Source organism: candidate division Zixibacteria bacterium HGW-Zixibacteria-1, assembly GCA_002838945.1.
Lineage (GTDB): Bacteria > Zixibacteria > MSB-5A5 > GN15 > PGXB01 > PGXB01.
Genome location: PGXB01000030.1, coordinates 28907 through 46359, shown reverse-complemented (window position 1 = coordinate 46359; position 17453 = coordinate 28907). Strand labels below are relative to the sequence as shown.

The following is a 17453-nucleotide window of genomic DNA, read 5'->3' as shown; positions in this document are numbered from 1 at the left end:
AACGGGCAATTTCGCACCGTTCTTCAACCGTAAGTTGTTTGTAGATTTGTCCCATAACAACACCTTATACAGGTGTTGCACTTCGTTTGTGAATTTAGGAATCCAGATCAAGATCGCCGGACTTCAGGCCGAAGCGGATAAAATAAAGTTCAGGCAAGGCACCGGATGTAATCGCTGCCGCATGACCGGATTCAAAGGATTAACCGGCATATATGAACTGGTTATCGTCGATGATGTCATGTCGGAAATGATTATAAACAATGCTTCGGATGTCAAATTCAGGAATTATGCCTCAAGCAAGAGCTATCGGCCGCTGTTTCAAGAGGGGCTCGACAAGGTTCGAAGCGGTGAAGTTAACCTCGAGGAATTGCTGCGCGTGATTTCGATTGTCGAGCGGGAGGCCGTTGTCGGCACTGAGCGAGAGACCGCAATCAATGTCTAAGTCATTTTCATATAAGGCCAGATCCGCCGCAGGCGAACTGATGACCGGAACCATTCAGGCTGAAGATGCCCGAAGAGTTGCGGCCATCCTGGCCGAACAGCAGCTTGTTCCCACCCGGATAACCGCCCAAAAATCAGACGATCGCCCCGGGCTGTTTGGATTCATGAAGGGGCGGCTTTACGAGGACCTGATTATTTTTACACGAAGCTTGTCAACTCTGTACCATGCCGGTATTCCCATATTAAATGCGCTGGCCATGATCAGGGTGGGTGATTCCAAAAGCTATTTTAATACCGCCTTAAAAAACATTCGTGACCGGGTTCAGGCCGGCCGCTCGCTTTCGGAATCAATGGAAGAATTCCCCCAAATATTCCCCAGTATTTACAGCGCCACGGTTGCCGCCGGAGAAGTTTCCGGGCAGTTGGACACGATATTGGATTCTCTCGCCGAGATGCTGGAGCGCGATATGGAACTGAACCGCCAGATAAAATCATCAACGAGGTATCCGCTGGCGGTGGTGGGAGCCATCATGGGAGCCTTCGTGGTCCTGATTACCTTTGTCATCCCCCGTTTCATGACCTTTTATTCCAAGATGGGCGCCTCCCTTCCCCTGCCGACGAAATTGCTTATCTGGGTCAATCAATTTGTGACCGGTTATTGGATAATTGTCGTCGCCGCCGCCGGTATCTCCTTTTTTATAATACGAAAAATCTACTCGACACCATCGGGGAAGCTGTCTTTCGACAGGGGCTTTCTCCGGTTACCGGTCTTCGGCGATCTGATTGTAAAAGGCAACATTGCCCGGTTCTCATATATTTTCCAGATATTGCTGGCCAGCGGCATTCCTATCGTGCGTTCACTTGAAATGCTCTCGAATGTTATCAAAAATTCTCAGCTAAAATCTGAAATCGACCAGATGGCCGATTCTTTCCGTGAAGGAAGGGAATTAACATCCCTGATAAAAGATCTTGAATTTTTTCCCGAAATGGCGCTTCGCATGATGCAGGTCGGAATGGAAAGCGGTTCGATGGAATTGATGTTGCATGAAACGGCCAGTCATTATAGCAAAGAAGTGGATTATAAATCGCGGCATTTGACATCGCTCCTGGAGCCGATTCTGACCGTGGTTCTGGGTGTTTTCGTGCTCATAGTTGCCTTGGCTATCTTCTTGCCAATGTGGAACTTAATTCAAGTATTCCGGGGTTGAAGAAAAGTAAAGAAAATGGACTAATTTCCGATAATAATCTTATAAACTAGCAACACCAATTTTAAACAACTAAGGAGTAGCTATGGCCTTCAAAAATCTCTCAAAACAGAGTGGTTTTACTCTGATTGAACTGGTGATCATTATTGTAATTCTTGGCATTTTGGCCGCGGTCGCCATTCCCAAGTATGCCGATATTTCATCGGAGGCGAAAGAAGCTTCGGCCCGCGGTGCCCTTGGCGCCCTCAGATCGGGCATTTCAATTTATTATGCCAACAAGGCAGTCACCACCGGAACCGCGGTCTGGCCGACCCTGGATACTGTCAATCTGATCGGTGAAGTCATGGAACAGAGCCTTCCCAAAAACCCGTACCAGGACGATGCTATGGCTCTGGATAGTATTGTCGACGGCAGTGCCCTTGGTAAAGGCAATGTCAGCGGTGGTCGCGGCGGCTGGGCCTATAATTTTAACACGGGCGAGATTTGGCCGAACACTAACTCCGCGGGCGAAAACAACTGGTAATCCGAAATGGATTATTCACTTGTCCGTAGAGTATATCGACCGATTAAAAAAGAAAATGGCTTCACACTTATTGAGCTGGTCATAGTTATTGTGGTCCTCGGTATCGTGGCAGCCGTGGCTATCCCCCGATTCGGATCGCTTTCGGAAAACTCCAAAATAAATGTTACCAAGGAGGAAATGCGACGAATCAAGGAAGCTATCATTGGTAATCCCCAACTGGTAACAGGGGGACAATACATTGACAGGGGATTTATCGGCGATGTCGGCCATCCCCCTTCAAATCTGGTCGATCTGGTGCGAAAACCGGATTCCATTCCGGCCTATGATAAATTCAGCCGTGTCGGCTGGAACGGGCCATATCTGGACAGCGCTGGGAATAAATATCTTTATGACGCCTGGGACAGCGTCTATGGCTATGACCCAGCCGTCAGGACAATAACTTCTCTGGGGGCGGACCCTGATATTGTAGTGACTTTTTAGGCGGATAATATGTTTGGTTCAGAAAAAGGCATGACACTCATTGAACTGGTAATGGTGATAATCATTATCGGTATCATTTCCGGTGTGGCTATGAAAACGATGGAATCATCAATCGAAACCGGGCGCGTCGAATCAACGCGGACCGAGATGCAGGCTCTGGCCGATGCCATGGTCGGTAAGCCCGATCTGATGAGCAACGGCAGCCGCATCGATTTTGGCTATGTCGGCGATGTCGGCTCCCTGCCGCCCGATCTGGATGCCCTGGTTGCCGCTCCATCGGGATTTTCGACATGGAATGGACCTTATATCAGCAACAATTTTGTCGAAGCTTCCGATGATTTCAAGAAAGACGGGTGGGGTGTTGAATACGCCTATGGCGGCAGTTTGACAATAACCTCATCCGGTTCGGGAAGCAATCTCACCAAACAACTGGCCGCAGATATCACCGATTTGACCGCCAATTCAATCCGAGGGACCATTCTTGATGCCGAGAGCATTCCCCCCGGCACGCACAGCGGTGAAGTTGATGTTATAATCGAATTTCCTGACGGCGCCGGCTCAATGTCAACGTTGACTGTCAAGCCTTCGCCCTCGGGCAATTACAGTCTGGCCGGCCTGCCGATGGGCAATCATACCATTACGGTGGTGTCCACGACCACCAATGACACTGTCTTCTCTTATGTTACCGTCCCACCCAGATCTTCGGTTGTCAACAATATCAGATTCGGGTATGCCCTGTGGTCGGGAGGCGGCGGCCCCGGCGGAGGAAGCGGTGTCGAATATGTGGCCGGATCAGCCACCACCACCAACGGCGGTCGTGATGTAGAATTCAATATTACCAACAATTCCGGCGCAAACATTACCATAGACTGGCTGGAGGCCGTTTATACTCATTCGCCCACTGCCTATTATGAACGCGTCCGCTGGGACAACGCCAGTGTTGCCAACCAGACAAGCCCGCGTTTCGGATCGGGCGACCGCGCCACTTTCAATAGTTCGAAAACGCTAACCGACGGTTCGACCATTACTATCAAATTACAGGATTTTAACACCTCACCATCTGGCGGAGGCCCGGCGGCTAATATGGCCGGAACAGCCTTTAGCATAACTTTTAGCGATGGATCGTCGATTACCTTCACTATTTAGACAGGATAATGGCAATGAAAAGCACGCTGATGGAAAATAAAACTATCGCCGGTGAGGAATTGAAAAGCCGTCTCCAGCTGTTTCTGCATTCGCTCAGGACTACAGGGCGTCGCCGATTCGGACGCACAATTGCCGTGCATTTCGATCAGTCGTTCCTGCAATTTGCCGTGGCCCAGCAGACCCTGTTTCACTCAAAGCTGATTCATATTTCCAAAGAGTATCTGCCTCGCTCGCTGAAAACCGAGGAGGACCGGCGGAGTTTTATTATTAAGGAAATTAGAGAATACATTAAAAGATTCGGGACATCTTCCACAAGATATGTCCTCGGCATCGGCGGCCCCAAAACCGCCTTCCGGATTATCACTCTTCCCCGGATGTCCGGCAGTGAATTGGCAGAGGCGATATATTGGGAAGGTGATAAAAGAGTTCCATATGGTCTGGAAAAGGCCTTCTACGGGCATTACATAAATGAAAACGTAAGAAGCAACCAGAACGATACCGTCTCGGCGTCCTTGCTGGCGGTTCTCCAAAGCGATATATATGACAGGCTGAAGCTTTTTGACACAATCGGGACCAATGTCCACAGTGTACACCATGAATTAGAGGCCATCGGTCGGATGCTTCCCTACATACAGAATTTCGACCCAGCCGTGACCTATGCTTTGATAAACGTCAAGAAAAATAGTTCCGAAATCAGCTTTTATCGCGGGACCCGGCTCGAATTCATGCATATCAGTTCGGTCGGTTCGGAGACATTATCGGGTGGGCCCGAAAACAGCATCAAATACGAATATTTCACGGAAACGCTGGTTAACGAAATACAGAACTCCCTGGATTATTATGTCGGGCAATTTTCCAGTACGACCGCCGATACCGTATTTGTCTATGGTGACCTGTCATACTCGGATGAGCTGATTGCGAATCTGTCCGATCGTTTCGGCATTCAGTTTAAACGCTTTCCGATCGAGAGCTTACTGAAGGCTCAGCCGGAGTTGGAAGATATTGTAGATCAGATCCCGGTTTCACTTGCGACCGTGGCCCTGGCTTTGGACAGTCCCGGCTTGATTGATTTTCTCCCTCCCGAAAAAAAGAAAAAACGGGACAATGCTGCCTTCCTGAGGCAAGCCGTGCCGGCAGTACTAGTGGTTATGGCGGTCCTGGTTGCTTACTGGGGTTCTCTAAAATTTGCAAACGGCATCGATCATATCCGTCTGGCGGCGGCTGAAAATCAGATGGCCATGTTTCGCGGCTCTCCGACTTATGTAATGTATCATTCAATCAAGAGTCAGATGGCTGCCGACCGGATGCTGATGGATAAACTCAATCAGGAGCCGACCTTCCTTAATCTCAATCTTAAAGAATTATCCAGACTGGCTCCGGAAAAAATCAAACTGGATGTTTATGATCTGGTTAATGAAGGCGATACCTGTAAAATTATTCTGACGGGTCATGCTATTTCCTCGGACCCGCCACCGGAAATCGTCCTGGCCGAATTTATCGCCCGTCTGCAGGGCTCGCCATTTTTTAAAGATGTCAAACTGAATCGCCATATCAAGAAAGTAACCGATGACGGCTTTGTCATAGACTTTCAACTCGGAATGGGGGCGGCAATATGAAGCAGAAAATAATCATAACTATAGCTGCGGCCGCCGGCATTGCGCTGGTATGGTATCTTTTTATAACGTCACCCCAGATACAGGAAAACCGGGAACTGAGGTCCTCGGTAGACGAGTCGGAGAGGCAGCTGGCCGATCTCAAAAATGTCATAATACAGATTCCGGAATATTGCGATATGCGGCAAAAAATGCTTGAAGAAAAGCATTTGCTGATTTCGAGGTTATATTCCAAAGAGGACCTGATAAAGTTATTTGATGAGTTTGCGGGGAAGGCGCATTTACATGATTTGGAGCTGGTCGAGATATCCCCTTCCCTCCAGGAACTTCTCGAACTGAATAACGCACCACCCGATGCGAATTCGCCCCGGATGCTCGACATGACCCTCAAATTTCGAGGAACCTTGTCGAATGCTGGCAAATTTATCGAAGAAATTGAGAAACAAAGTTTTTACAAGGGGCTCAATCACTGCCGGATCAGCAACCCGGTCGAAAAACGGCCCCTGTCCGATATAAGTCTCGGTTTCCGGGCCGTTCTGGGAACTATTAAGGATAGCTGATGGATACAAAAAAGCGACAGCGAATCATTTACGTTATTTTCATCGCCGCGGTTATCTGGGGTGTTTACAACCTATCCGGGAATAAACCCAGAACGCAGGTTGACGTGCCGCGCCCGGTGGCCAAATTAGACGCTATACGGACCGGAATCAAAACCGAGAGTATTAACATTGAAAAATATTCTGCGCTCGAATGGGGACGTGATCCGTTTTACCGCGGCCCCAAACACATCATTCTCTCCGCAGTCGGGGTGACTCAGCCGGTCTGGACATTGAGCGGAATTCTCTTCGACAATAACAGCCCATCGGCGATTATCAATAAGAAAATCGTTCGTGGCGGCGATATAATAAATGGAGCCAGGGTAGTACAAGTTGATAAGGAAACGGTCACCCTTGATAAGGACGGACTCCAATTTACTCTGACCATTATAAAGGAAAAGTCATGAAATCACGCATCTTATTAATAGCCTTAATCTTTATCGCATTACACACTCCCGCGTCTTCAGGCTCACCTGATTTGAACGTCGATATATCACTGCAATACGATGATGTCCCGATCTCCACGGTGCTGAACATGATTGCACAGCAATATAATCTGAATCTCGTTCAGTCGGGCCTGATTGAAGGCAGCATATCCATCAAACTCGACAATGTCAGTCTCGAGAATGCCCTTCGTGCTATCCTGGCCTCCAACGGCTACAACTATTATTTGGCCGGCAATATTATCGTCGTCAAACCGGTCGAAATGCCGGCCCAGGGCGAACTGGTCATCGAGACCGTCGCGCTCGACTATATCTCCCCGGCCGCGGCTGTAAGTGCCGCCGAAGGGCTTCTGTCCGCCAGAGGAAAAATAAATATTGTGACCGATCCGCAATACAAAGGATCGAAAACCGGAATACCGGTACCGTCGCAAATTGTCATTATCGATGTTCCCGATGCCGCCAGGCTGGTCGCCGATTTTATCAGAAAAACCGACAGGCCGGAACCGCAGGTGGCGATCGAAGTCAGGATTGTTGAAACCAACCTCGACACCGATCTCCAGGCCGGTTTTAAGTGGCCCACCAGCCTCACCGCCCGCGGCCATGGCGTAACCACTGGTGCCGGCGGAACAACCACCTTCGCTACTGCCAATGAAGCGGTCGGCCAGATCGACCTTCCCGATGGAAAATGGGAATGGGGAAAACTATCTCTTAATGAGCTCAATCTGGTCCTCGAATTCCTTGAGCAAAGCGGCAATTCCAAGCTTATCTCGAATCCTAAAATTACTACTCTCAACAACCACCCGGCCGAAATCAAGGTCGCCACAGTTGTGCCTATTCAGACTATTAATCGTTTCAGCGAGGGCGGCGCCGTCCAGGATATCGTTACCTTTCAGGATGAGGAAGTCGGCATCACTCTGTATGTCACCCCTCATATAACCGAAGATAACCAGATTATCCTCGATGTAAATCCGACTGTTGCCGAGATTATCGGCTACTCCGGTCCTCTGGATAATCAGAAACCGATTACATCGGAGCGGTCAATTCATACCAGAATCACGGTTAAAAACGAAGAAACGGCCGTGCTGGGCGGGTTGTTCAAAGAAGATAAAATCGAAAGCGAACAGAAGGTCTTTTTTCTGGGTTCGATTCCGATTATCGGCGGGCTTTTCAAACATAAATCAGTGCAGACGACCAAGACCGATCTGACGATAATGATTACGCCGCGAATTCTAAATAATTAAGCTTTTGTTTTTATAAGATCAAAACGCCGGGACCTGTTCAAATATACATACACGCCCAAAATCAATAGCCCGATATCTCTTAATAATAGTCCGACGGCGCTTTCCTTTGCTTTGGAGCTGACCGAAAAACATCCGCATTCAAGATTTATGCCGCGATACAGGTTTACACCGATGGCAACGATAAAAACCAGGACCATTACATTTATAATAAGAATGCTGCCTTCCTTATAAATACCGGCAATCAATAACATTCCACTGATAATTTCGATCCAGGGCAACAGCAGGGCAAGGATGTTTATCAACATGCCCGGCATAATATGATAATTGTATATTATCCTTGCGAATTGCGCCGGGGATTGAATCTTATCCAGAGAAGCATAGATAAAAATTATCCCGATAAACAGCCGAACGATCAACCCGAGAAAATCATTATGGAGAAATTTATTGGTTCCGTTCAATTCCTTCTCCCTTCTCCACAGGCAGGTTTGCTCTTTCCCACTCACGCCAACCCCCGTAGAAGATGAATATTCTTTGATAACCGATGTCCTGCATATCGCGACCAAGAAACAGCGACAATTCACATTCGCTTCCGGAACAATAGATGACAATTTCCCGGTCCACCGGGATCATCATCAACTGCTCATGATAGTCATCCAAATAGTCGTATGGAATATTAACGGCATTCCGGACATGGGCCACGGCATAGTCTTCCGGGTCGCGGGCATCGATGAAAAGAGTCCCCGGCGATTGATATCGAGCGGCGGCTTCATCAAGCGAAATAAAAGGAGGATCGCCTTCTTCCGCCGATGGCGGAACCGCAACGCTATCCGATCCCGATATGGACGGCCAGTCGCCTACAAAGGGAATTCGGCTTCCTGATGCGAGGTTGACAATGACTGCCAGGGCCGCCGAAAATAAAATTATGATCACTGCCTGTTTGATTCTGATTATCATATAATCTGTTACAATCCAATCAATTAAAAGTTCATCGCAAGTTATCGCGAATATCCCTAAAACGAAATTATTTGTCAATATATTTAATTTTCAATTGGAGATATTACTAATTTCTGCGCAAAAAAAAGCGGCCGGTGGAACCGGCCGCAATCGTCAAATTTTCCAACCTACTGCTGCCTTATTAATCAGCTTATGATGGGCCCGCCATATTGCTCGGCCCGCGCCATTCTAATACCTTTATCCCATTTCAGATCAAGCAGCTCAAACTTTCCCGCCAAAATCCTGGTGACTACTTTGACGAATTTGTCAGGACTCAGGTCCTGCAAACCATACGGATGCCAGCAGTCTTTTACGCCTACTGCGGCAAACTCTTCTGCTTCTTTTCTCGGGGGCATAGTGTTTCTCCCACTTAGCCGTTTGGTTTTAGAATCATTATCAATGAAGGGCTATTTGGGGGTGCTCTAAATCAGCCTTTTTATCACCTCCTTAAATCGTATGGCGATATGGTCTTTTAATTCATCGCAAGGTGCTTCGCTAAAAAACAGGTATATGGCGGTTAAGGAATGTAGACTATTTACATATAATAATAGTATTTGTTAAATCGTTGTCAAGGCTTTTCTATGACAATTTTCTGGAAAATATATAAAATTATTAAGGATTATATTCAGGTCGAGCCGGTAATCTTTTTTATCTTTTCCGGCGAAAGATTATACTTTTTTGACAGCTCAATAATTATCTCATCCGTAGAGACTCTTCTCTCATAATCAGTTAAATCGCCCGGGAGACGACTTAGAAGACTATTGTAGTCCGCTTTAACTATTGGCGAGATCGTATCCTGCGGCGGTTTTTCCGCAACAGTTGTTTTTTGGGATGCAGTATTCCTGGCCTTTTGTTTCTCAATTTCAGCCGTCAGCAGGCTTTCCCGGTCGGCATGATAGTCATTCAAACTATCTATCTGGGTCAGATAAAATCTCTCTAAATTTTGAATGGAATCAACATAGACTCTGGTCGTATCATCAAATTTCTGCAGAAGCAGGCTGTCGCGGGTACGGAAATATTCATCCTTTATCGATTGCAATGACTCGGCAGATCGCCTGGCCGATAAATTCGACTTGATCACCGATATGCCGACCAGGCCGGCTATCAGGACCAAAACTGCAATAATTTTAATAATGTTTCGTTTCATAAACCAAGCCTATCTCCCTGCAACGGAAAATAGGCTTGTCGATTTCCAATGTCAAGTTTGAAAATTATGGGATTACGGTTATATCTGGATGCATGGAACAAGAATGCTGCCTTAATAAAAAAAAACCCGGCCCATCCATGGGCCGGGATACATTCGCCGTCAATTAATATCCCCCGAAATCCACTGACGGCTCATTACAGGAAATGCTGCTCTCTCCCTGCAAATTATTATACGATTTTTTTGGGAAATCGTTTATTTATTTTCGGATTTTCAAAATCAGGTAGATCCACGGTTTGATCATCGACCACCACCCGACAAACGGCCTGATTTTGCTGTAATTGCCCCTCTCCCTTGGATATATCATGGATACCGGAACCTCTAAAACCCGGTAACCCCTGCGAATAACATGAAAATGAATATAATATTCCATCTCATATTTATTCAGCCACACCTGGTCGATATTTAACCGTCTGTCATCAAAAAGGGAAAGTCTATAGGCGCGAAATCCACAGGTGACATCAGTGCCTCTGAAGCCGGTCAGCATGAAGGCAATGGCCGTGAAAAGTTTTACCATGACTTTTCTGAAAAGAGGCAGATTGGGCGACTGCCCGCCCGGAAGATACCGCGAACCCTGGACATAGTCGCAGCGATCGTTCAGAAGAGGTGTTGTCAGCCTTTCTATTTCGGACGGCTGCATCTTGCCGTTGGCCGCCATGATTACAATTAGTTGGTAACCATGCCCTTGGCCGTATTGAATCGCCTCCCGGATACCGCAGCCGATTCCGATGTTGGTCCTGTGACGAATCAACTCGAAGCCCTTTTCCTCTATATATTCCGCGCTGCCGTCGTCGGAGCCATCATCGACAAACAACAGGTCATAGAATCTGTTTTGGGGAAAACTGCTTATAAGGTTTTTGAGTTTTTCGCCCTCATTGTAGGAAAAGAGGGCCACCAGGATATCCGAGTTCGGCATCAGCGGCTGTCTTCCTGATCGATATACGGCCACCAGAGATAGGGCCGTTCGTACGCATTAATTCGGCACTTGAGCTCATTTACCGGCTTAATAACTTTGGCCGGATTGCCCGCCGCCACCATCATTTCCGGGATATCACCGATAATCACCGAGCCGGCCCCGATCAAGGCACCCCGCCCGATTTTGACTGCCGGCAGAAAGGTGCAGTTGGCGCCTATTTTTACCAGGTCACCGACGATGGCGCCGCCGCCGCAATCTTTATACTTGGGGCAGTTCATCGGATGCGGGTCGTCGGTAAAGACCGTATTGGGGCCGATAAAAACAAAATCGCCCAGGGTCACCATTTCCAGAAAACATCCCGAATGGATCCGGCAGTTATCGCCGATCTTATTTTCGAATTCCAGAACCGCATTGGTACCGACCGAGACATTGTTGCCGATGACATTGTTTTCCCTGATCGACGTTCCCTGCCCGGTCTGGAAATAATCGCCGATTATATTGCCGGCATAGATTGTGGTAAACGGTCTGACAATGCTGTTTTTCCCAATGGTCAGCTCCAGCGCCCCGGCTTCTTTCCCGCGCGGCGGCTGGCCGAGCACGGCCGGGCCGTAAATGATTGAATTCTCGCCAATTTTTACATTGTCATATATTTTGACATCGCCGATTATCTTAACATTCTTCACAACTCAATCACCTTTCCGCCCTGCTTGAGCGAGGTATTGGCTGCCTCCAGAATCCGCACCACCCGCAATCCGGTCATGCCATCGGTTAGCGGCTTTCGGCCCTCATTGATGGAATCGTAGAATTCCTGCGATACCAGGGTCAGCGCCTCCACCAATTCCAGTCTTGGAGCCAGCATATCGCCGGTCCGGTACTGAACCAGAATATCATACGCTTCTTCGCGTTTTTTTATGTACTCGACCCCTTTATTGTAGACTTTTACTTTTTCCGACGGCTCGACATCGTCATAAACAATCATCTTCTTCGATCCGCAAATAAGTGTTTTGCGAATCTTCACCGGCGCCAGCCAGTTGACGTGCACATGCCCGATCAAACCCGACTCATACAACACGGAGATGTAGGCCATATTTTCAATACCGTTATCGAAATGCGCCACACCGGTTGCCGATATCGATTTCGGTGACTGATCCAGAAGGTGATCCATAATCGAAACATCATGCGGCGCCAGATCCCAGACAACGTTGACATCGCTCTGGAACAGCCCCAGATTAACCCGCACCGAGTCGAAATAATATATCTCCCCCAGTTCGCCCGAAACCACAATTTCCTTTATTTTCCGGACGGCCGCCGTATAAATAAAAGTGTGATCCACCATCAGAGTCAATTTCTTTCTCTCGGCCGTTTCAATAAGAACTTCCGCCTGCTCGGTGGTGCCCGTCATCGGCTTTTCCATTAATAGATGCTTACCATTTTCAAGCGCTTCCATACCGAGCGGAAAATGCGTCGATACCGGCGTGGCAATGACCACGGCGTCGATATCTTTGCTGCGCAGAATATCGTTACAGTCATTGGTGACAATTTTGATATTCGGGTACAGTCTGGATATATACTCAAGCCGCTCCGGCCTCAGATCCGAAACCCCGAACACCCGGGCGCCCTTGAGCGCATTGAAATTCCTGACCAGGTTCGGTCCCCAGTAGCCACATCCGATTATCCCGATATTCATGCTCACTCCTAAAAATAATACCTGGCTTCATTGAGCCGTTTTATCTCCAGAATAATGCGATACCGCCCGGCCTGTCTTCCGAAAGATCCCGACAAATCTTCATATTCGACCTGACGGTTTCGGCTGTTCTCAATATAATAACTAATCGCCGAATCGGAAGAAAGATTATAATCGGTCCAGATTCTCGGGTCGCCTTTCTGGATATACCTTTCGATCGACGAATGCGTCAGGCTGGGCATTCTGAATGTTGCAGTACGGCCGATATTATATCCCCCCCGCAGCTCAAGAGAGCCGCTCCCGCCGTTATCAACCACAATATCGATATATCCGTATTGATCCAATAATTGATTGAAAATTTCCGGATTCAGTGGAATAAACCGCCAAGCCGGCATCTGCATGGAATCGACACCCAGAATGTTTTGAAAAACGTTGTAAGTCATCTTTCTGTAATAGAAATCGGAAAAGGGCGGTCGGCTTGGATCAAGAACCGTTCGTTGCCCATTGATTGACAGACCGAAGACGTTTCCCTTCAGGCCGCGGCCATCTTCACGAGTCATGTCGATACCGATCCGGGCCGGTTCCCCCGGCCCCAGCCTGAAACCATCCGGAATATATATCCTGACTCCGGCCTGCCCGTTGGGGCTGTTAAGCCGGCATTTCCATTCGGCCCAACTGTCGGCTGACAAAGCCGGCACTAAAGTCACGATGACAAGCAATATGGCCGGAAAGGCCATAATCGCCCCGACATTTTTGCCGATAACAGGCCGTAATTCTTTATAGACAAAATATAACAGGGCAACCAGAATAATCACTTTTGCTGTGGCGGTAACGGCGGCCCCGCTTTTTCCAATAAGCGAAACCGCCAATCCTCCCGGTAACAGAAGAACCGCAGCCAGCCCGGCCAATATAAGGACCATTTTAGCAGCCGTTGAAATCCTATTGACGCTTAATTTTTCTTTGAAATAATCATAGATTTTAAGCATAACCGCTGCTGATGCCACAATCACAAACGGCATGGCATTAAGATTATACCTCGCCAGGGCATGAAAAATAACATGAATTCCGGTATAGTAAAACGGCAATAAAAACAGCAATATCAGCCCTTTTTTTGAATCCGCCAAAAAAACAAAAACTCCAAAAAGCCCGGTTATGATTATCAGAAAATGATACAGCAACGATAGCCGCGGCCCGATTACAAAGGCCTGCCTGAAATCATTAAACGGCTGTCCCCACAGCCGGATAAATTTCTTTACCATCAATCCGGCATATCCAATCGGCTGCTCGGCAATTGTATTCATGACCGGCGAAACCCAGAAATCCTTATCAGTATAGTCAAGATCATAGCCTTCATATTCAATCGATGAACTCGATCTTATGTTGGCGGCCGAGTAATCAGGATCGCGGATCGAAAGTTTGCCGTAATAAAGGCTGGTGATTATAATCCATGGTATTATTATTATTATAAACGGGACCGCCGCTTTGATAAGCGGCGGGACTATTTTTCCAATCTGTTTCCGGAAGTCAAATATTACAGCCGCCCCAAATGGAATAAACAACAGGACCGCGGTCGGTTTTAACAGCGCCAGAAGCCCGAGCATCGCTCCGGAATATATAAGGTATTTGCTTTTCTGGTGGTCATACCACAGAAGAATTAAATATGTCGTCAGCAGAATCATCAATTTTGTCAAAGGTTCGGGCGACACGACGCCGGTCAGCAATATAAACGGAAGATAAAAAATATAAAGCAGACCGGCCAATATGGCTGTGCGTTCCCCAAAAAGACGGCAGGCAATCAGGATCAACAAAAGGAGGCTAATGGCATCCAGCAGGACATTTAATATCCGTACCAGCATAAAATCCCCGGCCGGACTGATATAAAACAAAGCGGCCAGAAAGGCCGGGTAAACCGGGCCCGATAAAAAGAGATAATCCTGTGCTTCCGTCGCTGTCGGAATTTTGTAATACAGCCAGTTGATCTGCTCCCCCTGGATCAGATCATTCATTTCATATTCAAACTGCGCGCGGTAAAAAGCCGAATCGGCCGGTGAGTCGATCTCAGGATGGCCAAATCGGTCAGGATCTTTGATAAAATGAATCAAACCGAGGGCGGCCGAGGAATATATCCGGGCGTCCCACATAACCGGTATTTGCTGAACCGCCATGATAAATATGAAGCGAACCAGCAAACAGGTTACGATCAGGGCATAAAGTAATTGTCTGAATTTAAGATGCTTGAGCATTTAAGATCGGCACTCAGGCTGTCTTTTTCTTTATGGCATTATACCAGTCAATCGTCCGCCGCAGCCCTTCCCGCAGCGTCACCTGCGGCTGCCACCGCAGACGGGTCCGCGCCCGTTCGATATTCAAAACGCGCCGCCGAATATTGTCAATGTCGCGGCGGTCAATGTGCGAGCACTCCGCGTTCCGGCCCATCAGCTCACCAAGGGTACGAACCAAATCGACAATACTTGTCTCGGCGCCGCTGCCGATATTGAATACCATCCCTTCCGAACGCGGCGACAATAGCGCCATCAGTGTTCCATCGACGGCATCATCGACATAGGTGAAATCTCTGGTCTGATGCCCGTCGCCATGAACCTGCGGGGATTCGCCCCGGTCTATCGACACAATAAACTTGGAAATCACGCCACAATATGGATTGGCCGGGTTCTGTTTCGGCCCGTAAATATTCGAATAACGCACCGCCGTGACCGGCACAAAATAGGTTTCATAAAAGGCATAGCAATAATTTTCACCGGCCAGCTTGGATACCGAATACGGCGAAAAAGTCAAGGGGCTTTCATCCTCGACAATCGGCATAATCTTGGGATTTCCGTATATCGAGGCCGATGATGAATAGACAATCCGTTTTGGTTTGGTTTCACGGGCGGCCATAAGAATATTCAACGTCCCGCCGATATTGGTCCGATAATCTTCGAGGGGGTTTTTGGTCGAGATGATAATATTCCGTGCGGCCAGATGGGCCACATAATCGGCCCGCGCCATCAGATCACGAACCAGTTCATAATCGGTAACGCTTCCTTCCACGAATTCATACGGCAGGTCGGGGTCAATATTCTTCAGATCGCCGGTAAAGAGATCGTCCAGAACGATTGCTTTCCCCCCGGCCCTGACCACCCGCCCGACCAGATTGGAGCCGATAAATCCGGCCCCTCCGGTTATCAGAACGGTGTTTCCTGTAAAATCGATCTTTATCATTTTGGGTTTCCTTTATTTCCGAATTCTCAGTCCCAGGTAAATCATCGGTTTGGCCAGCCGCCACCAGTCACGAAACGGCTTCATTTTGGTAAACTGCTTTCTCTCGCCATGATAATAAATAGTGATCGGCACCTCTTTCATCCGAATCTGTTTGCTGGTGACAGCCTTGAATAATATATATGGCTCCAGTTCATACCTGTCAAGCCAATCCTGATGAAGGTTCATTGAGGGGTCATCGAAAACGGACATCCTGAACGCCCGGAATCCGTTGGTGGCATCGGTAATTCGCCTGAAAACGAGAAGAGAAAACAACACCGAATACAATTGGGTCGTCACCATCCGAAAGGGACGATCGTTAACCACCCGTCCCCCTTTCATGCGTCGCGATCCTTGAATAAAATCATATTCACCCGCCAGAATCGGTGCCACCACGCGGTCGATTTCCTGCGGCTCATGCTGGTCGTCGCCCGATAGAACCATCCCGATATCGAATTTATTTTCCCGGCCGAACATTATCCCGGTTCTGATCGCCGCCCCAACCCCTCGATTTATTTCATGGCGAATAACAAGCGAGCCGGCCGCGGCCGCCTCGCCTGAAGTGTCATCGGCCGAGCAGTCATCGACTGTAAGAATTGTGTCGACCAGATCGATCTTTTTGATTTTTTCCACGACCCGTCCGATTTTGCCGGATTCGTTGTAGGCGGGAAGAATCGCCAGAATCTTTTCATGATGCATCGGTTTCATTTTCCTTGAGCGCTTCTTTTTCAAGTTGTTTGAGGGTGAGCCCTTCTTTATACAAATAGGCAAATCCCATCAGAGTAATCGGAATGAACTGTGCCGCATGGAGGACAATGGCGCAGGAAACGGCTTCATCCGGTCCGATCCCGAAGAAATGCAGGGTCCAGACGACACCGCCGTGATAGACGCCGATAAATCCGGGCGATGATGGTATCAGGATTGATATCGAAACCACCACCAGGAGCACATATGACGCGTAAATGGGTAAATCGAAGCCGAATGCGTAGAAAACAAAAATGTTCGAGATGCCCATGCAGAGCCAGAGAAATAATGTGTGGCCCGATACCCAGACAATATATTTAGGATTTTTTAGAAATAGCAGCCCCTTGGAAAATTTAATCACCGTCTGGCTTATAATTCCCCTGATTCTTTCCGGAAGGAAAAAGAGATATTTAGTCAGCAGCCGGCCGGATCCCTCCGGTTTCATGACTACGGCAACCGCGAAAATCAGCCCAACAAAAGCGACCAGAAGAGACAGCGCGATTCCAATTTTGAACTGTTTGTCGACCTTAATCGGAACGATCATCATAATGACCGACAATATCAGAAGCAGGGCCAGCAGGTCAAAGACCATTCGTTCGATGAAGATAGTCGCCAAGGACGCTGATTTAGTGATTCGTTTTTCATTTCGGGCAAGAGCATAGGCGCGAACGAACTCGCCCAGCCGCAACGGCAGGACATTATTGGCCATGAACCCTATACATGTGGCCGACAGTAACTTACCATATGTTATATCAGCTATCGGTTTAACCATATATTTCCAGCGTTCGGCCCGCTGAAACATCGCCAGCACCACGAAAAATATATTGGGTATCAGCCACCAATAATTGGCTCCCTTGAGCGCTGTCCCCAAATCCTTAAAATCAACATTACGAAATATAAGAAAGAGAAAAATGGCCGAAATGACGAGCCCGAGAATTATTGACCAGAATTTGCGATTCCCCATAT

20 protein-coding genes are annotated in these 17453 nt (G+C 48.0%); 9 read left to right on the top strand and 11 right to left on the bottom strand.

The features are described from left to right. Positions 1-88 precede the first annotated feature (88 nt). The 9 genes from CVT49_11435 (at position 89) to CVT49_11395 (ending at position 7688) form a co-directional block, all read left to right on the top strand. Positions 89-442 (top strand): hypothetical protein, encoded by a 354-nt coding sequence (locus CVT49_11435; protein PKK82916.1) that lies wholly within the window; start codon positions 89-91, stop codon positions 440-442. After that, a complete protein-coding gene (locus CVT49_11430) occupies positions 435-1649 on the top strand; it encodes a hypothetical protein (protein ID PKK82915.1) in 1215 nt (404 codons plus the stop codon). The genes CVT49_11435 and CVT49_11430 overlap by 8 nt, the downstream gene beginning before the upstream one ends. Before the next feature lie 82 nt (positions 1650-1731). After that, positions 1732-2169, top strand: coding sequence for a hypothetical protein (locus CVT49_11425; GenBank protein ID PKK82914.1), 438 nt, complete (start codon positions 1732-1734; stop codon positions 2167-2169). 6 nt (positions 2170-2175) lie between these two features. After that, positions 2176-2649, top strand: coding sequence for a hypothetical protein (locus CVT49_11420; GenBank protein ID PKK82913.1), 474 nt, complete (start codon positions 2176-2178; stop codon positions 2647-2649). Positions 2650-2658: 9 nt separating this feature from the next. Continuing rightward, complete coding sequence (locus tag CVT49_11415; protein PKK82912.1) at positions 2659-3795, top strand: hypothetical protein; 1137 nt, start codon at positions 2659-2661, stop codon at positions 3793-3795. Positions 3796-3803: 8 nt separating this feature from the next. Next, positions 3804-5411 carry a hypothetical protein gene (locus CVT49_11410; protein ID PKK82911.1) on the top strand — a complete coding sequence of 536 codons (1608 nt, stop codon included), beginning with the start codon at positions 3804-3806 and terminating at the stop codon, positions 5409-5411. After that, positions 5408-5968, top strand: coding sequence for a hypothetical protein (locus tag CVT49_11405; protein ID PKK82910.1), 561 nt, complete (start codon positions 5408-5410; stop codon positions 5966-5968). The genes CVT49_11410 and CVT49_11405 overlap by 4 nt, the downstream gene beginning before the upstream one ends. Further along, positions 5968-6411 (top strand): hypothetical protein, encoded by a 444-nt coding sequence (locus tag CVT49_11400; GenBank protein PKK82909.1) that lies wholly within the window; start codon positions 5968-5970, stop codon positions 6409-6411. The genes CVT49_11405 and CVT49_11400 overlap by 1 nt, the downstream gene beginning before the upstream one ends. Beyond that, on the top strand, positions 6408-7688 hold the full coding sequence (locus tag CVT49_11395) for a hypothetical protein (GenBank protein ID PKK82908.1): 1281 nt from the start codon (positions 6408-6410) through the stop codon (positions 7686-7688). The genes CVT49_11400 and CVT49_11395 overlap by 4 nt, the downstream gene beginning before the upstream one ends. On the opposite strand, the gene CVT49_11390 is transcribed toward CVT49_11395, so the two are convergent. From CVT49_11390 to CVT49_11340, 11 genes are all read right to left on the bottom strand, one after another. Further along, positions 7685-8296 carry a hypothetical protein gene (locus tag CVT49_11390; GenBank protein PKK82907.1) on the bottom strand — a complete coding sequence of 204 codons (612 nt, stop codon included), beginning with the start codon at positions 8294-8296 and terminating at the stop codon, positions 7685-7687. The genes CVT49_11395 and CVT49_11390 overlap by 4 nt on opposite strands. Continuing rightward, complete coding sequence (locus CVT49_11385) at positions 8130-8720, bottom strand: hypothetical protein (GenBank protein PKK82906.1); 591 nt, start codon at positions 8718-8720, stop codon at positions 8130-8132. The genes CVT49_11390 and CVT49_11385 overlap by 167 nt, the downstream gene beginning before the upstream one ends. A gap of 107 nt (positions 8721-8827) precedes the next feature. Beyond that, positions 8828-9037 (bottom strand): hypothetical protein, encoded by a 210-nt coding sequence (locus tag CVT49_11380; GenBank protein PKK82905.1) that lies wholly within the window; start codon positions 9035-9037, stop codon positions 8828-8830. Positions 9038-9306: 269 nt separating this feature from the next. After that, entirely contained in the window at positions 9307-9828 is a 522-nt protein-coding gene (locus CVT49_11375) for a hypothetical protein (GenBank protein PKK82904.1), read from the bottom strand. Positions 9829-10084: 256 nt separating this feature from the next. Beyond that, positions 10085-10801: a hypothetical protein gene (locus tag CVT49_11370; protein ID PKK82903.1), complete on the bottom strand. Its 717-nt coding sequence runs from the start codon at positions 10799-10801 to the stop codon at positions 10085-10087. After that, entirely contained in the window at positions 10801-11484 is a 684-nt protein-coding gene (locus tag CVT49_11365) for a transferase (protein ID PKK82902.1), read from the bottom strand. Before CVT49_11365 ends, CVT49_11370 begins: the two co-directional genes overlap by 1 nt. Then, positions 11481-12488 (bottom strand): oxidoreductase, encoded by a 1008-nt coding sequence (locus CVT49_11360; protein ID PKK82901.1) that lies wholly within the window; start codon positions 12486-12488, stop codon positions 11481-11483. Before CVT49_11360 ends, CVT49_11365 begins: the two co-directional genes overlap by 4 nt. A gap of 8 nt (positions 12489-12496) precedes the next feature. Beyond that, entirely contained in the window at positions 12497-14728 is a 2232-nt protein-coding gene (locus tag CVT49_11355) for a hypothetical protein (GenBank protein PKK82900.1), read from the bottom strand. 13 nt (positions 14729-14741) lie between these two features. Next, positions 14742-15707, bottom strand: a complete 966-nt coding sequence (locus tag CVT49_11350) for a hypothetical protein (protein ID PKK82899.1) — start codon at positions 15705-15707, stop codon at positions 14742-14744. Positions 15708-15719: 12 nt separating this feature from the next. Then, positions 15720-16451 (bottom strand): hypothetical protein, encoded by a 732-nt coding sequence (locus CVT49_11345; GenBank protein PKK82898.1) that lies wholly within the window; start codon positions 16449-16451, stop codon positions 15720-15722. Continuing rightward, positions 16432-17451: a hypothetical protein gene (locus tag CVT49_11340; GenBank protein PKK82897.1), complete on the bottom strand. Its 1020-nt coding sequence runs from the start codon at positions 17449-17451 to the stop codon at positions 16432-16434. The genes CVT49_11345 and CVT49_11340 overlap by 20 nt, the downstream gene beginning before the upstream one ends. Positions 17452-17453 lie beyond the last annotated feature (2 nt).

Excerpts from the sequence above, each read along its gene's own strand:
- CVT49_11345 (PKK82898.1), bottom strand. The coding sequence starts at position 16,451 with ATGAAACCGATGCATCATGAAAAGATTCTGGCGATTCTTCCCGCCTAC.
- CVT49_11360 (PKK82901.1), bottom strand. The coding sequence starts at position 12,488 with ATGAATATCGGGATAATCGGATGTGGCTACTGGGGACCGAACCTGGTC.
- CVT49_11400 (PKK82909.1), top strand. The coding sequence starts at position 5,968 with ATGGATACAAAAAAGCGACAGCGAATCATTTACGTTATTTTCATCGCC.
- CVT49_11415 (PKK82912.1), top strand. The coding sequence starts at position 2,659 with ATGTTTGGTTCAGAAAAAGGCATGACACTCATTGAACTGGTAATGGTG.
- CVT49_11425 (PKK82914.1), top strand. The coding sequence starts at position 1,732 with ATGGCCTTCAAAAATCTCTCAAAACAGAGTGGTTTTACTCTGATTGAA.
- CVT49_11430 (PKK82915.1), top strand. The coding sequence starts at position 435 with ATGTCTAAGTCATTTTCATATAAGGCCAGATCCGCCGCAGGCGAACTG.
- CVT49_11355 (PKK82900.1), bottom strand. The coding sequence starts at position 14,728 with ATGCTCAAGCATCTTAAATTCAGACAATTACTTTATGCCCTGATCGTA.
- CVT49_11380 (PKK82905.1), bottom strand. The coding sequence starts at position 9,037 with ATGCCCCCGAGAAAAGAAGCAGAAGAGTTTGCCGCAGTAGGCGTAAAA.
- CVT49_11395 (PKK82908.1), top strand. The coding sequence starts at position 6,408 with ATGAAATCACGCATCTTATTAATAGCCTTAATCTTTATCGCATTACAC.
- CVT49_11420 (PKK82913.1), top strand. The coding sequence starts at position 2,176 with ATGGATTATTCACTTGTCCGTAGAGTATATCGACCGATTAAAAAAGAA.
- CVT49_11340 (PKK82897.1), bottom strand. The coding sequence starts at position 17,451 with ATGGGGAATCGCAAATTCTGGTCAATAATTCTCGGGCTCGTCATTTCG.
- CVT49_11410 (PKK82911.1), top strand. The coding sequence starts at position 3,804 with ATGGCAATGAAAAGCACGCTGATGGAAAATAAAACTATCGCCGGTGAG.
- CVT49_11370 (PKK82903.1), bottom strand. The coding sequence starts at position 10,801 with ATGCCGAACTCGGATATCCTGGTGGCCCTCTTTTCCTACAATGAGGGC.
- CVT49_11375 (PKK82904.1), bottom strand. The coding sequence starts at position 9,828 with ATGAAACGAAACATTATTAAAATTATTGCAGTTTTGGTCCTGATAGCC.
- CVT49_11405 (PKK82910.1), top strand. The coding sequence starts at position 5,408 with ATGAAGCAGAAAATAATCATAACTATAGCTGCGGCCGCCGGCATTGCG.
- CVT49_11350 (PKK82899.1), bottom strand. The coding sequence starts at position 15,707 with ATGATAAAGATCGATTTTACAGGAAACACCGTTCTGATAACCGGAGGG.